Source organism: Nocardia callitridis, from assembly GCF_039543305.1.
Taxonomy (GTDB): domain Bacteria; phylum Actinomycetota; class Actinomycetes; order Mycobacteriales; family Mycobacteriaceae; genus Nocardia; species Nocardia callitridis.
Map to the genome: position 1 here is coordinate 320,098 of NZ_BAABJM010000005.1, position 14,359 is coordinate 334,456.

The window sequence follows — 14,359 nt, forward strand, 5'->3', positions numbered from 1 at the left end:
GGAGTTACATATAGTTTGCTTCACTAAAGACTTTGGAGGTAGCGCATGTGCGGTATTGCTGGTTGGGTCTCCTTCGATTCGGACCTCACGCACCATCGCTCCACCCTCGACGCGATGACCGAAACCATGGCCTGTCGCGGGCCCGACGGAGCAGGCACCTTCGTCCGCGAGCACGGCGGCCTCGGCCACCGTCGTCTCGCCATCATCGACCTCCCCGGCGGTAGCCAACCGATGAGCGTCGCCACCCCCAACGGGGACGTCGCCCTCGTCTACAGCGGTGAGACCTACAACTTCACCGAACTGCGCGCCGAACTGCGCGCCCTCGGTCACGCCTTCGACACCGACAGCGACACCGAAGTCGTGCTGCACGGCTACCTGCAATGGGGTGACGCTGTCGTCGACCATCTCAACGGCATGTACGCGTTCGCGATCTGGGATCAGCGCACCGAGAAGTTGGTGATGATCCGCGACCGCATGGGCGTCAAACCCTTCTACTACTACCCCACCGCCGACGGCGTGCTGTTCGGCTCCGAGCCCAAGGCGATCCTGGCGAATCCGTTGGCCCGCAAGGTCGTCGACACCGACGGGCTGCGCGAACTGTTCGCCATGACCAAGGCTCCGGGGTGGTCGCTCTGGAAGGGCATGCACGAGGTGCTGCCTGGCACACTCGTCACCGTCGACCGCGAGGGCTTGCGGACCCGCACCTACTGGAAACTGAACGCGGTGGCGCACAACGACAGTCGCGACGAGACCGTCGCACACGTGCGCGACCTGATGACCGACATCGTCGACCGGCAACTGATCTCCGATGTCCCCCGGTGCGTGCTACTGTCGGGCGGCCTCGACTCCAGCGCCGTCACCGGTCTCGCCGCGGCGAGGCTGGCTCGCGAGGGTGAGCAGTTGCGCACCTTCTCCGTCGACTTCCTGCACCAGGAGCAGAGCTTCCAACCCGACGAGATGCGCGATACGCCGGACTCACCGTTCGTCCGCGAAGTGGCGAAGCTGGTGGGTTCGGCACACCAGGACGTCATGCTCAACCCCGGCAACCTCACCGACCCCTCGGTGCGCAGGGCCGTGATCACCGCACGCGATATCCCCGCCGGACTCGGTGACATGGATACCTCGCTGTATCTGCTGTTCAAGGCGATCCGCGAGCAGTCGACGGTCGCACTGTCCGGCGAGTCGGCCGACGAGATCTTCGGTGGCTACCGCTGGTTCCACGATGACACGGCCGTGCGCGCGAACACCTTCCCATGGATGGCCTTCCAGAATTCGCTCACCGGCGACAGTCGATTCAATCTCTTGAACCGAGACCTGCTGCGCCGCTTGAAGGTCGAGGACTACATCGCCGACCAGTACAGCGCGGCGGTGGACGAGGTAGCGCACCTCGACGGCGAGTCCGAAGTCGAACACCGGATGCGTAACGTCAGCCACCTGCACCTCACCCGGTTCGTGCGGATGCTGCTCGACCGCAAGGACCGCACGTCGATGGCCGTCGGACTCGAGGTCCGCGTCCCGTTCTGCGACCACCGGCTGGTGGAGTACGTGTACAACGCGCCGTGGGCGTTGAAGACCTTCGACGGCAGGGAGAAGAGCCTGCTGCGCCACGCCACCAAGCATGTACTGCCGCAGTCGGTGGTCGAGCGGGTCAAGAGCCCCTACCCGTCGACTCAGGACCCCGGCTACGCCGCCGGACTCGCCCAACAGGTCAAGGAGATCCTGTCCGAGCCCGACAGTCCTGTCTTCGCGCTCGTCGACCGAACCTGGGTGCAGAACGCGGTGGACGGCGACCTGGCACGGATGGCTTCCGACGTGCGCACCGGACTCGATCGTGTGCTCGACCTACACCACTGGCTGGATCTGTACTCCCCTGAGCTGCAATTGGATTGAGTGCCGAGGTGATCTGATTCGCGGTGCCCGACTCGACGCTGTTCGAGCCGGGCACCGACGTGTGCGGAGCACCTGTGCGTGGTGGCGAGACCGCGGCGGGCGCTTCGGCTGTTATCGTCAGGTCGGAAACTGTCGCACCGAGGAGCACAGACATGGTTGGTGAACTCGACGTCGCCGGGTAATACCCGGTTCTGACGGCCACCGGCGCGCACCCACGGGGTAGCGCTCGCCGAGGTGGCCATGTCGTCGTTCACCCATACCCGCACAACTCTGCGAGGCCATTCGCCATGCCCGATACCTTCGTCGTCTCGTCTGCCCTTTCCTTCGCCTGGCCGGACGACACCCCGGTCTTCGAAGACCTTTCCTTCAGCGTGCCCGGCGGCCGCACCGGTCTGGTCGCCCCCAACGGCGCGGGAAAGACCACCCTGCTTCGCCTCATCGCCGGTGAGCTGACACCCACCGGTGGCAGCGTCGCCGTCGACGGCGTGCTCGGCTATCTGCCGCAGGACCTGCCGCTGACCGGCACCCCCGCCGTCGCCGAAATACTCGGTATCGCACCGGTTCTCGCCGCACTGGCAGCGGTGGAGTCCGGCGACACCGACGCCGAGCACTTCACCACGATCGGCAACGAATGGGACATCGAGGAACGCACCCGCGCCCAGCTCGATCGCCTCGGACTCGGCGAACTGTCCTTCACCCGGCGCCTGCAGACGCTCAGCGGCGGACAGATCGTCGCGCTCGGCCTCGCGGCACAACTCCTGCGTCGACCCGACGTGCTGCTGCTCGACGAGCCGACCAACAACCTCGACCTCGACGCGCGCCACCGGCTCTACGACGTGCTCGCCGATTGGAACGGGTGTCTGCTGCTGGTCAGCCACGACCGCGAGTTGCTGGATCGGATGGACCGGATCGCCGAACTCGACGGCGGCGAACTCCGTTACTACGGCGGCACTTTCACCGAATACGAGGCCTCCGTGCGCAGCGAGCGCGAAGTGGCCGAGAAGAACATCCGATCCGCGGAGCAGGAGGTGAAGCGGGAAAAACGGGAAAAGCAGCAGGCGCGCGAACGCTCCGCTCGCCGGTCGAACAACGCCGCACGCAATGTCAGCAACGCCGGACTGCCCAAGATCCTCGCGGGCGCGCGCAAACGTCGCGCGCAGGAGTCGGCGGGCAAGTCGAACGAAACCCACACCGCCCGCGTCGATGCCGCCAAGAGCAGGCTCGACAGTGCCGAGCGCGCACTGCGTGCGGAACAGACGATCGCCTTGGAATTACCGGACACCGATGTTCCCGCCGGGCGCACAGTGTTCGTCGGCGAGGGCATGCGCATTCGCTTCGAGCAGCGCGAAATCTTCGCGGGCGACGGCGCGAATCTCAGCATTCGCGGCCCGGAACGCATCGCGCTCACCGGACCGAACGGGGCAGGAAAGTCCACGTTACTGCGGATCATCAGCGGCGAATCGACACCGGACAGCGGCGAGATCAAGCGCGCCGAGGGCCGCGTGGCGTACCTGTCGCAACGCTTGGACCTGCTCGACCAGGAACGCACCGTCGCGGAGAACCTGGCCACCTTCGCCCCCACCATGCCCCGCCCCGAACGCATGAACCTGTTGGCGCGCTTCCTCTTCCGCGGCGACCGCGCCCACCTCCCCGTGCACACCCTCTCCGGCGGAGAACGCCTCCGCGCCACCCTGGCCTGCGTCCTGTTCGCCGAACCCGCCCCCCAACTACTGCTCCTCGACGAACCCACCAACAACCTAGACCTACAGACCGTCGCCCAACTGGAAGCAGCCCTGAACTCCTACCAGGGCGCCTTCATCGCCGTAACCCACGACCCCCACTTCCTAGCAAAAACCCAAATAACCCGCCACCTCACCCTAAAAAACGGCCACCTAAAAGAATCCACCCCCACCTAACCACGATCATCAGGACGCCCTTGCGGTCAACGACCGCGATTACCGCACCCCTGTCCTGTTGATCTGATGGAGCACTGCCCGCTCAGGGGAGGATCGAGTCCACGTATCCTCCGTCTACGCGGACGGCGCCGCCGGTCGTTGCCGATGCGAATTCCGAACTCAGATACACGACCATCGACGCGATCTCGACGGGTTCGATCAGGCGTTGGAGCAGCGACTGGGGGCGGTGGTCCTTCATGAATTGGCGTTGGGCCTGGTCCCACGGCAGGTCGTTGCCCACCAGTTCGCGCACGAAGTCCTCGACGCCCGGGGTGTGCGTTGGTCCCGCCATCACCGAATTGACGGTGACCCCGGTGCCCGCCGCGTCCTTCGCGTAACCACGGGTCACCGCGAGCAGCGCGGTCTTCGTTGTTCCGTAGTGCACCATCTCGATCGGCGTCACCACCGCCGAATCGCTGGCGATGTTCAGCACCCGGCCGAAACCCCGAGTCTTCATGCCCGGCAGATACTTTCGGATCAACCGCACCGCCGAGAGCACGTTCACCTCGAAGTAGCGGCGCCACTCGTCGTCGGTGATCTCCAGCGCGGGTTCGGAGCCGAAGATGCCGAGGTTGTTCACCAGGATGTCGAGATCCTGGACCTGCTCGACCAGCTGCCGCGCACCCGCCTCGGTGGCGAGGTCGGCGGCGACGGCCGACACCTGCGCGTCGGGTACCTCGGCGAGAACGCTTGCGCACGCCTGCTCGGTCTTGTCGCGGCCTCGTCCATTGACCACCACCGCCGCACCCGCTCTCGCCAATTCCGTGGCGATCGCCAGGCCGATTCCCTGACTGGATCCGGAAACCAACGCACGCCGTCCGGAAAGATCAATTCGCATCCCCCTATCTTGCGCTACGCCGCCGACTTACCCCGCACCACACACCGCCTGGGGCCCACCCACTCGGGTCAGGGCTCGGCAACTTCACGACCCGGGACTCACCGAGACACCCACTCGGTTCCGGTGCGGCGTCGCGTTCAACCACGGCGACATCCGAGGACCCGCAGGTGGGAATCTGCCGGTGACGCTGCCCGACGTCGCCGGTGTGCCCGATGCGGTAACCGATGCCACCGGCACCCGCATCGGTCGCGCGCTAGCGTGGACCGGCACAAGACCGCACCTGTCCCGGGGTTGAATCGCCGACCTTCGGTAGTTAGGCTAGCCTAATAACGAGTCGGCGGGCGGATGCCATGCGCGGTGATTTGCTGAATCCACCTGCCCCACAGCATCTTCGACAAGGACAGTGCACCCATGCCTGGCATTCGCCAAAAGATTCGCGCCCTCTCCACCGCGAACCGACCGTTCTCCATCACCGTCCGAGTCGAGTCCGTCCGGCAACTCACCCCCGGGTTCCGTCGAGTAACCGTCAGCAGCGACGAATTCGGCGAATACGCCGACCCCGCCCCCGCCGACGCCTTCAAGCTCCTAATACCACCGGATGGCCACGGCCGGGTCGACTTTCCCCAACGCGGCGAAGACGGGCTGCCGTTCTGGCCCGAAGGCGCCGTCCAGCCGGTACTGCGTGCCTTCACCGTCCGCGCCTACGACGCCGCCGCGCGACGCCTCGAGTTCGACGTTGCCGAGCACGCAACCGGCGTCGCCATGGACTGGGTCGCGGCCACCGCACCGGGATCGCTCATCGGATTGGCCGGTATGCGACGCGAATTCGCCGTCGGCGACGGAGCGGAGGCGTTCCTGTTCGTCGCCGACGCCAGCGCACTTCCCGCTGTCGCCGCTATCACCGAATCCCTCGACACAACAGCGCCCGTCGAGGCCTACCTGACCGTCACCCATGAACAGGACCGCGCCCTGCTCCCGGCTCGCGACAACCTGACCGTGCACTGGGTCACCGACCTCACCACCGCCCTCGACCAGCACCCGACCCCACCCCGCCGCACCCAGGTGTGGCTCGGCGCCGAAGCCTCCGTCGTGCGCACCCTGCGCCGCCGCATCCTCGACGACTGGCACATCGACCGCGACGACCTGCACGCCGCCGCCTACTGGAAGGCAGGCCAAGACAGCACCCAACTCGACTCCATCAATCTGGTCCGCTACCAGAAGGCCGCCGAGGAAGGCCACAACATGGTCGACCCCGACCTGCGCGAACGCATCGAACTGACGCTGTAACAGCTGAATTCACCCGCCGACGTCCGCAGCCGACCACCGATTCGACTTGCGGCAGATCAACCAGCTAGATGGCGGCAGATCAACCACGTGCAGTACGGCAGATCAACCACATGTAGCATGGCAGATCAACCAGAAGCCTTGCGGCAGATCGACCACCTGAAACCAAGCATCGTGGAACGCGCATGCAGACTCTCCTCGGCAAAGCATTGCCTCGACACGCTGAAGACATCATGGTCGCCGCACTGGGCGACACCCGAGTTGTCCTGGTAAACGGTGCACGCCAGAGCGGAAAAAGCACTCTGGTTCGGGTTGTCGCCAAAGGGCGAGCCGCTGAGTGGCGCGATCTGGACACGGCGTTCTCGCGTCGAGCAGCGATCGACGATCCGGATGGGTTCGTCGACGCTCCCACGTTGATGGTCATCGATGAGATCCAACGTGCGCCCGATTTGCTGTTGTCGATCAAGGCCCAGGTGGATGCCGACCCGCGACCGGGGCGCTACCTACTGACTGGTTCGGCGCGAATACTTGGACTCCGCGCACTGCCGGACACTCTGGTCGGCCGAATGGAGACCATCGAACTTTGGCCGTTCTCTCAGGGAGAAGTCGACGGGGCGCCAGACGGGTTCATCGATGCCGCCTTCGAGCAAGGCGACCGTTTACGCCATAGTTCCACCGTGACCAGGCACGAATATGCCGAACGGCTGGTGCGCGGCGGCTTTCCCGAGGCAGTAGCCCGTACGAACGAACGTCGTCGACGTAGCTTCTTCAATTCCTACGTCGGCGACCTGATCGCACGAGATATCCAGCAACTATCGGATATCGAGCGGACGACGGAAATGCGCGCACTCGTCCAGATGCTGGCCACACGTTCGGGCCAACCGTTCACTGCGGCGACCTTGAGTAATGAACTCGGACTTGGTGTTTCGACCATCAAACGTTATGTCGCCCTGCTCGAAGAGGTCTTTTTGATCAAGCGGATTCCCGCGTGGTCACGCAATATCAACAGCCGCGCCACCGCCACCGCCAAACTCGCGTTCGTCGATTCCGGGATCGCGGCGCATCAGATCGGCGCGGACGCCCGCAGCCTCGCCCGTCCCACCGGACAATTCGGTCCGCTGTTGGAGGGGTTCGTCACCATGGAGCTCGCGCGCCAACTGACCTGGTCGGATGAGGAAGCCCAACTTTTCCACTACCGCACGCGGGACCAGATCGAGGTCGACGCCGTGTTGGAGAACCGGCGAGGCGAGGTGGTCGGCATCGAAGTGAAGGCAGCATCCACCGTCAACTCCGGTGATTTTCGCGGCCTGCGACACTTGTCCGACCGGATCGGCGACGACTTCCAGGTCGGAATCGTCCTACACACCGGGCAGCAAACCCAGACGTTCGGACCGAAAATGCTGGCCGTTCCGGTCAGCGCTCTGTGGGAATGCGGGACGCCCGGCAGGCGCGCACCTTTCGGATAGTTTCATCGTCACTGTGACGACAGACCGTCGCGCCGAACTGGCGGCACACCGCGCAGTGCCGGGACTGACCACCGGCGAAGCTAGTCGCGTACCACCGCGATCGGTAGGTAGGAGACGATGGTGAGTACCGCCACGAGTGCGATAATCGCCCAAGCGACAACAAGATTGCCTCGGCGGTGCATCGCGAGTACACCGACGAATTCGCGGAGGAACGCGGTCGGGACGAAGTAGGAGGCCGTGCGGGCACCGACGACGTGGGCGTTCATGCCGACGCGGCGAGTCAGCTCGGCCGAACGCATAACGTGGAAATCGCTGGTGACCACAGTGAACCTGTAGTCGTCGGGTTCGAGGCCGTGCTCGCGCAGTGCGGTGCGGGTGAGACGCAGGTTCTGGTCGGTGTTGCGGGAGCACCGTTCTCGCACGATCACGCTGTCAGGTAGTCCTGCGCTCACCAGATAGTCGGCCATCGCGTCCGCTTCGGGCACCGTTTCGCCGGGGCCCTGACCACCGGAGACCACGACCGTCGGGTTCGCACCCGCGGCGAGGGCCGCGTCGTAGGCGGCGACGGTCCGATCCAGGCGGGAGGCCAGCAACGGGGTAACGCGATCCCCGGCGAGCCCGCATCCCAGTGCGACAATCACATTCGCGTCGACATCGGGGGCCAGGCGACCGTAGAGCACGGCGTACACGGTGAACGCCACGAGCTGGACCACCACAAGCAGACCGAGCAGCAGACACGCCATCGCCGCGCCGACGACCCAGATCGGCAGATGGACTGGACCGACGGTGACATACAAGGCGCCGACGACGGCCAACAGCCCCACCCCGACCACGGGAGCGGTCAGCGTGGCGATGCGTACGCCTTCGCGACGGGTCACGACAACTCCGTTGACCAGCAGTCCCACCCCGACTACCAACAGCGCGACCGGCGGGGTGACCAGACAGAGCGCGACCCCAGCCAGCATCGCCCACTCGGACTGCATCCGGGAGAACGCCACGAGTACCCACACCGTGAGCGCGGCGACCGCCGCCAACAGAATGACGGCATTACTGACCCGGCGCGGATCCCGCACGATTCGAAGCGTCCCCCACACCGCAAGGCCGACACCGAGTATCAACGCGCCAACGGCGGTTCCCGGCTCGCGAAGCGCTTCGATGACGCACAGCGCGACCAAAACCGCCACCCCCGCGAACAGCGCGGGCCGAATCATTTGCTGCGCGCGAGCGACCACTGGACGCACCTCGCTCGCGATCTCGATCTCGATTTGTCTGTCGGACATGACCTCTCAAATCCTGGACGACGGCAGCACGTTCGCGCGGCACCGATCGAAACCGCGCGAGCGGATTGATCGGGACGGTTCTATTCGACGCCCAGCCATGGTTTGGATGGCCGCCGATCGACCGCATCGAATCCCCTCCGCTGCCGACCGGCACCCGCGGCGGCTCAGGGCCACCGGCGAACGGCAGCTCGGCCGGTGGCACGATGGTGCAGCCCTATCACCAGTATTTCGCGAGTTCGAGGTCGTGACCGCGACGATCACGCAGCGGCGGGCGGCTCCGGTGCAGTCCCGTTCGAGCGCCTCGACAACGCATACATGATCAGCGCACCGAGACCCGCGCCCACCGGCCACGACAGTGCGGTCACCGACTGCGAGTCGAATGCGAGTGCGACGACAACCGCGACGGTCCCTGAAATAGCCAGTGCGATCAACGCTTTCGGGTTGAAGCCGCGGGTGTAGTGGTAGCTGGCTTCGGGGGAATCCGAGTACAGCTCGGCGACGACGGTGCGTTGGCGGCGGACCAGGTAGTAGTCGACCATGAGAATGCCGAAGACCGGACCCATCAGTGCGCCGACGCCGCCGAGGAAGTAGATGATGAAATTCTGGTTCTGCCACAGTTGCCACGGCAGCACCAGGATCGAGAGGACGGCGGTGATGATTCCGCCGGTGCGGAAGGAAATGTATTTCGGTGCGGCATTGGAGATGTCGTAGGCCGGGGACACGAAATTGAGCACCACATTGATGCCGACGGTGGCCGTGGCGAACAGGATGGCGGCCACGATGACGATGACATCGCTGTCGATATCCGACACCAACTCCACCGGGTCGGACAACACTTTGCCGTACACCTTCAAGGTGGCCAGCGAGATGATGATCGAGATCACCACGAACGCGGTCTCATTGAACGGAATGCCCCATGCGTTGCCACGCCGCACCGCCTTCTCGCTGGGCGCGAATCGGGCGAAGTCGGCGTAGTTCACCAGCGGTCCCGCCATGAACGCCACCATCAAGAACGCGACCCCGACAAACGCGGCGATCGTTGTTCCGCCCGAGAGGGGCTCACCGCTGCGCGCGTTGAAGTCGATACTCCAGTCGGCCTTGCTCAGAATCCAGACGCCGAGCGCGATCATTCCGATCCACACCACGGGTCCGGCGAAGTCCGAGGCCTTGCGCACCACTTCCATGCCGTAATTGAGGATCGCCAATTGCACCGCCCAGAGCACGAGGAACGCGAGCCAACCCAGCGTCGACAAACCGAGGAAGCTCGATTCGGTCCACGACGACAGTCCTGGCGCCACCCGCAGGATCAGCACCATGAGCGCGGTCGAAGCCAGATACGTCTGGATGCCGTACCAGAAGATGGCGACCACGGCCCGTAGCAGTGCGGGCACATTGGCGCCGAACACCCCGAAGGTGGCGCGGGCGAAGACCGGGAAGGGCACCCCGACCTTCTGCCCCGCGACACCGACGAGATTGCTGCCAGCCCACAGCAGCAGGACTCCGACCAGCAGCGCGAGCATCGTCTGCCAACCGGTCAAACCCAACGCCAGCATGCCGACGGCGAAGCCGTAGCTGGCGATGCTGTGCGCCGAGGTCATCCAGAGGCAGAAGATGTCCCAGGTACGCCAGGTCGCGGTCTGCTTGGTCGTGGGTGCCAAGTCGTCATTGACCAGCGTGGAACTGCCGGGCGCACCCTCGTCGGGCTGCCGTACCTGAGTTTCGGTCATCGGATGTCCTTCTTACTGCCAGCACCCCACTGCGCGTGGGGTGTCAATCGTTGCGCGGGAATCCGAGATCGATTCCGCCGTGGCTCGGATCGAGCCAACGTGAGGTGACCGCCTTCTCCTGGGTGAAGAACGCGAATCCGTTGGTGCCGTACGCCTTCGAGTCCCCGAACAGCGAGGCCTTCCAGCCGCCGAAGCTGTGGTAGGCCACCGGAACCGGGATCGGCACATTGACTCCGATCATGCCGACCTGCACCGAACGTTGGAAGCGCCGTGCGGCACCACCGTCGTTGGTGAAGATCGCGGTGCCGTTGCCGTAGGGAGAACTGTTGATCAACTCAACGCCCTGCTCGAAACCACTCACCCGCACCACCGAGAGCACGGGTCCGAAGATCTCGTCACGGTAGACCGAGGAGGTGACCGGCACCTGGTCGATAAGGGTGGGGCCGAGCCAGAAGCCGTCGGGTTCGCCGTCGATCGTGGCGTCGCGACCGTCGACGACCAGGCGTGCCTCGTCCTCGACCGCGGTGTCGAGGTAGCCGGCGACCTTGTCGCGGTGTTCGCGGGTGATCAGCGGGCCCATATCGCAGCCCCGGCGACCGTCACCGGTGCGCAGTTTCGCCATGCGTTCGGCGATGGCCTCGACCAGTTGGTCGGCGATGGTGTCGACGGCGAGCACGACACTCACCGCCATGCATCGTTCACCGGCGGAACCGAATCCGGCGTTCACCGCGGCGTCGGCGGCGAGGCCGAGATCGGCGTCCGGCAGCACGAGCATGTGGTTCTTGGCACCGCCGAGTGCTTGCACGCGTTTGCCGTTGGCGCTGGCGGTGCGGTAGACGTGCTCGGCGATCGGGGTCGATCCGACGAAGGAGATCGCGGCGACCTCGGGGTGGGTGAGCAGCGCGTCCACCGCTTCCTTGTCGCCGTGCACCACATTGAGCACACCGTCGGGCAGCCCCGCTTCGGCGGCGAGTGCGGCCAACCAGTTCGCCGCCGACGGGTCTTTCTCACTCGGCTTGAGCACCACGGCGTTTCCCGCGGCGAGCGCGATCGGGAAGAACCACAGCGGCACCATCGCGGGGAAGTTGAACGGACTGATGATGCCGACGACACCGACGGGCTCACGCACCGAGAACACGTCGATCCCGGTGGAGGCGTTCTGGCTGAATTCACCCTTGAGCAGGTGCGGCATCGACAGCGCGAATTCCACCACTTCGAGTCCGCGCGCGATCTCGCCCGCGGCGTCGCTGAGCACCTTGCCGTGTTCGGCGGTGACGATCTGCGCCAGCTCGTCGCGCCGCGCGTTGAGCAGCTCACGGAAATTCAGCAGGAACCGGTGCCTGCTGGCGATCGAGGAGTCGCGCCACTCGGGAAACGCCGCGGCGGCGGCTTTGACGGCGACCGAAACGTCGGCGCTCGTCGCCATCCGTACGCTGCGTTGCGCTGACCCCAGCGCTGGATCGTAAACCGGTGTGGCACGGGTGGATTCGCCCGTCCAGGACTTTCCGCCGACCCAGTGGTCGACGGTGTCGGTGGTGGCGGGATTCGTCATCGGATCTCCTCGGCTGGCAGTGCTGTCAAGACGTCACGCAGGACGGCGACGCCTTCGGTGACCTCGGCGGCTGTCACGACACAGGGCGGGACGACATGGACACGGTTGTCCGCGGTGAACGGCAGCACACCGCGCGCCACCATCTCGGACTTCACGCGCGCGATCGTCGCGGCGGACACGGGTTCACGAGTGGCGCGGTCGGCGACCAGTTCGACAGCCCAGAACACGCCTTCGCCGCGCACCTCGCCCACGATCGGACAGTCCTGTGCCAGCAGCGCCAACTCGGGACCGAGTGCGCTGCGGCCGATTTCGGCGGCATTCTCGACAATGCCTTCCTGTTCCATCGCGTCCAACGCGGCGACGATGGAGGCGGCGGCGAGCGGATGGCCGCTGTAGGTGAGACCACCGGGAAACACCCGCTCATCGAAGGTGTCGACGATCGCGTCAGAAATGATGACCCCACCCACCGGCACATACCCGGAGTTCACGCCCTTGGCGAAGGTGATGAGATCGGGTTTCACGTTGTGACCGTCGAAGGCGAACCAGCGCCCGGTACGGCCGAATCCGCACATCACCTCATCGAGGATCAGCACGATGCCGTAGCGGTCGGCGATTTCGCGAACTCCGGCGAGATACCCGGGTGGTGGCACCATGATTCCGGCTGTGCCCGGCACGGATTCCAACAGGATCGCCGCGACGGTCGCGGGGCCTTCGCACTGCACCATGCGTTCCAGATGTCGCAGCGCCCGTTCGCATTCCTGCTCGGGGCCCGCCGCCCAGAACTCGGTGCGGTACAGGTAGGGACCGAAGAAGTGGACGTGACCGCGCGCGTACTCGTTGGGCATGCGCCGCCAGTCGCCCGTCGCGGCCACCGCCGCACCGGTATTGCCGTGATAGGAGCGGTACGTCGACAACACCTTGTCGCGTCCGGTGTGCAGCCGCGCCATTCGGATCGCGTTCTCCACCGCGTCGGCGCCGCCGTTGGTGAAGAACACCTTGTTCAAGCCTTCGGGCGCACGCGCGGTGATGCGTTGCGCCGCTTGTCCGCGTGCCAGATTCGCGGTCGCGGGCGCGATCGTGGCCAGCTTCGCGGCCTGGTCGGCGATCGCCGCGGTCACCGCGGGATGCTGGTGGCCGATGTTCAGGTTCACCATCTGGCTGGAGAAGTCGAGGTATTCGTTGCCCGCGTGATCCCACACCCGACATCCGCGACCACCGGCGAGCACCATCGGATGCAGTGCCCCCTGGGCCGACCAGGAGTGGAAGACGTGCGATCGATCGAGCTCGTAGGCCAGTGCGTCCTCGTCGACGCGGGTGGCGGTCATGCCGTCGCCCCGCTGGTCGCGGACGTGCTGGTAGCCGTAATCGGTTGGCGCAGTTGCGGAATGACGGTCTCGCCGTAGACGCGCAAGGTTTCCTCCTTGTTGTCGTGTTGGAGGTAGCCCGCGAACTGATCGACGCCGAGGTCGGCCAGTGCGCGCAGTTTGCTCACATGCTCCTCCGGGGTGCCGAGCAGGCAGAACCGTTCGACGACATCGTCGGAAACGAAGTCCGCGTGCGTGTTCCCCGCGCGGCCGTGCTGGTTGTAGTCGTAACCCTTTCGCTCGCTGATGTAGTCGGTGAGTGCCTGCGGGACCTGTCCGTCGGCCCCGTACCTGGCGACGATGTCGGCGACGTGATTGCCGACCATGCCGCCGAACCAGCGGCACTGATCGCGCATGTGCGCGCGATCAGTGCCGATGTACATGGGTGCCGCCACGCAGATCTTCACCGCGTTCGGGTCCCGGCCCGCCGCCTCGGCCGCGGATCGCACCGCGCCGATCATCCACTCGGCGATATCGAGATCGGCCAGTTGCAGGATGAAGCCGTCGGCCACTTCACCGGTGAGCGCGAGCGCTTTGGGACCGTAGGCGGCAACCCACACGTCCAGTGTCGAGCCGACGCTCCACGGGAACCGCAAGGTGTTGCCCGCGTAATCGACCGGTCTGGAGTTGGCCAATTCTCGGATGACGTGAATGGATTCGCGCAGGGTGCGCAGCGTGGTCGGCTTACCACCGCCGACGCGCACCGCCGAATCTCCGCGTCCGATACCGCAGATGGTGCGATTGCCGTACGCCTCGTTCAAGGTGGCATACAGCGACGCGGTCACCGTCCAGTCCCTGGTCGCCGGGTTCGTCACCATCGGCCCGACGGTGAGGCGTTTGGTCTCGTGCAGGATCTGGCTGTAAAGCACATACGGTTCCTGCCACAGCAGGTGCGAGTCGAAGGTCCACAGGTGGCTGAAGCCGTGTGCCTCGGCTAGTTTCGCCAGCTGCACCGTGCGCGCCGAGGGCGGGTCGCATTGCACTACCGCTCCGAATTGCATGG

General features: G+C 65.4%; 10 protein-coding genes. 4 read left to right on the forward strand and 6 right to left on the reverse strand.

From position 1 onward, the window contains the following. Nucleotides 1–45 precede the first annotated feature (45 nt). Both asnB and abc-f read left to right on the forward strand, forming a co-directional pair. Nucleotides 46–1,890 (forward strand): asparagine synthase (glutamine-hydrolyzing), encoded by a 1,845-nt coding sequence (gene asnB / locus ABEA50_RS23765; protein ID WP_345498028.1) that lies wholly within the window; start codon nucleotides 46–48, stop codon nucleotides 1,888–1,890. A gap of 287 nt (nucleotides 1,891–2,177) precedes the next feature. Then, complete coding sequence (gene abc-f, locus ABEA50_RS23770; RefSeq protein WP_345498029.1) at nucleotides 2,178–3,806, forward strand: ribosomal protection-like ABC-F family protein; 1,629 nt, start codon at nucleotides 2,178–2,180, stop codon at nucleotides 3,804–3,806. An 82-nt stretch (nucleotides 3,807–3,888) separates the two neighbouring features. Here the strand turns inward: abc-f and ABEA50_RS23775 are convergent, their stop codons facing one another. Then, nucleotides 3,889–4,683, reverse strand: coding sequence for an SDR family NAD(P)-dependent oxidoreductase (locus ABEA50_RS23775; protein WP_345498030.1), 795 nt, complete (start codon nucleotides 4,681–4,683; stop codon nucleotides 3,889–3,891). A 411-nt stretch (nucleotides 4,684–5,094) separates the two neighbouring features. Between ABEA50_RS23775 and ABEA50_RS23780 the strand changes: the two genes are divergently transcribed. Together ABEA50_RS23780 and ABEA50_RS23785 are read left to right on the forward strand one after the other, a co-directional pair. Then, complete coding sequence (locus ABEA50_RS23780) at nucleotides 5,095–5,970, forward strand: siderophore-interacting protein (RefSeq protein ID WP_345498031.1); 876 nt, start codon at nucleotides 5,095–5,097, stop codon at nucleotides 5,968–5,970. Nucleotides 5,971–6,152: 182 nt separating this feature from the next. Continuing rightward, entirely contained in the window at nucleotides 6,153–7,433 is a 1,281-nt protein-coding gene (locus ABEA50_RS23785) for an ATP-binding protein (RefSeq protein ID WP_345498033.1), read from the forward strand. Nucleotides 7,434–7,513: 80 nt separating this feature from the next. Here ABEA50_RS23785 and ABEA50_RS23790 read toward each other — a convergent pair whose 3' ends face one another. The 5 genes from ABEA50_RS23790 to ABEA50_RS23810 all read right to left on the reverse strand — a co-directional run bounded on the left by ABEA50_RS23790 (nucleotide 7,514) and on the right by ABEA50_RS23810 (nucleotide 14,357). Beyond that, nucleotides 7,514–8,713 (reverse strand): YdcF family protein, encoded by a 1,200-nt coding sequence (locus ABEA50_RS23790; protein WP_345498035.1) that lies wholly within the window; start codon nucleotides 8,711–8,713, stop codon nucleotides 7,514–7,516. Nucleotides 8,714–8,970: 257 nt separating this feature from the next. Beyond that, on the reverse strand, nucleotides 8,971–10,440 hold the full coding sequence (locus tag ABEA50_RS23795) for an NCS1 family nucleobase:cation symporter-1 (RefSeq protein ID WP_345498037.1): 1,470 nt from the start codon (nucleotides 10,438–10,440) through the stop codon (nucleotides 8,971–8,973). Nucleotides 10,441–10,483: 43 nt separating this feature from the next. Beyond that, a complete protein-coding gene (locus tag ABEA50_RS23800; RefSeq protein WP_345498038.1) occupies nucleotides 10,484–11,992 on the reverse strand; it encodes a CoA-acylating methylmalonate-semialdehyde dehydrogenase in 1,509 nt (502 codons plus the stop codon). Beyond that, nucleotides 11,989–13,317, reverse strand: a complete 1,329-nt coding sequence (locus ABEA50_RS23805; RefSeq protein WP_345498040.1) for an aspartate aminotransferase family protein — start codon at nucleotides 13,315–13,317, stop codon at nucleotides 11,989–11,991. The genes ABEA50_RS23800 and ABEA50_RS23805 overlap by 4 nt, the downstream gene beginning before the upstream one ends. Further along, nucleotides 13,314–14,357, reverse strand: coding sequence for a TIGR03842 family LLM class F420-dependent oxidoreductase (locus ABEA50_RS23810; RefSeq protein WP_345498041.1), 1,044 nt, complete (start codon nucleotides 14,355–14,357; stop codon nucleotides 13,314–13,316). The genes ABEA50_RS23805 and ABEA50_RS23810 overlap by 4 nt, the downstream gene beginning before the upstream one ends. Nucleotides 14,358–14,359: the final 2 nt, after the last annotated feature.